The sequence below is a fragment of the Ruegeria sp. AP12 genome (assembly GCF_056540025.1).
The window spans coordinates 1-1181 of the sequence record NZ_JBQFVZ010000084.1; the positions used below are offsets into that span (position 1 = coordinate 1).

At 58.6% G+C, this 1181-nt stretch carries 1 protein-coding gene; it reads right to left on the reverse strand.

Features of this window, described 5'->3' with window-relative positions; all coding sequences use genetic code 11:
• On the reverse strand, positions 1 to 900 hold a 900-nt coding region (locus tag ACR0E6_RS21395; RefSeq protein WP_480587088.1), incomplete at its 3' end, for a magnesium transporter.
• Positions 901 to 1181: the final 281 nt, after the last annotated feature.

The window sequence follows — 1181 nt, forward strand, 5'->3', positions numbered from 1 at the left end:
CCTCCGCTTGCTGGTCGCGGCCACGCTGTCCGATATCGAGCTTTCGTCCGAAACACCGGCGAGGCGCAGCATGTCCTCTTCGTATTCCTCATCCAGCACCACCATCGCATCATCAATGGTGATCACGCCGACCAGACGCCCGTCGGTATCCACCACCGGGGCCGAGATCAGGTGATACTGATTGAACGCATAGGCGACGTCTTCTTCGTCCTGATCGACCGGGATGATGTGGAATTCTTCTTCGGCAATGTCCTGCAGCAAAACTTCGCGCCGGGTTGCCATCAGCTTGCCCAGCGTGATCTGCGCAACGGGTTTCAGCCGTGGATCGACCAGAATGACATGATAGAACTGCTCGGGCAGATCGTCGTTGGCACGCATGAAATCGATGGCCTGCCCCACCGTCCAGTGCTCGGGCGCCATGACCACCTCGCGCTGCATGAGACGGCCCGCCGAGTTCTCGGGATAGGACAGCGCCTGTTCCGCTGCGATCCGCTCGGAATCTTCCAGTGCGTCCAGAATGGTCTCTTGCTGCGGCTCTTCGAGGTCTTCCAGCAGGTGGACGACATCGTCGCTTTCCATATCCCGAACAGCGTCTGCCAGCACGTCGGGGTTCAGGATATCGATCACCTCTTCCCGAACCGACTCGTCAAGTTCGGACAGGATGTCGCCGTCAAATTCCTTGTCATACAGGCGGATCAGCCGGGACCGTTCATAGGGGTCGATCTGTTCCAGAAGGTCGGCGATGTCGGCCGCGTGCAGCGGATCCATCAACTCGATCAGCTTGTCGCGATCCTCGACCTCCACCGCATAGAGGATGGCCGCAACGGTTCGCATGTCCAGCGCATAGGCGTCTTCATCCCGGGGCTGATCGTGTCCGGCTTCGTCAATGCCTGTGGTCATGCTCTGCCCCTCATTCCGCGCGATTGCTTCTTGATAGAAGAAGCAGCTACCGGAAAACAATGACAATGCTCGGATTTACCCGCATCTTTCGCCCCCCTATGCTGAAGAACGGTCCAAAACACGCGGAGAACAGGGAAAATGGCGCAAAAGACGCTTTTGAAAGGGCGCGTACTGAGCTTTGACGGATCGCCGTTCGAAGGCGAGCCGACCGATGCAGTAGCGTTGCACGAGGCACTTGTGATCGAGGACGGACGTATCGCAGCGTTGGGCTCGGCATCGGA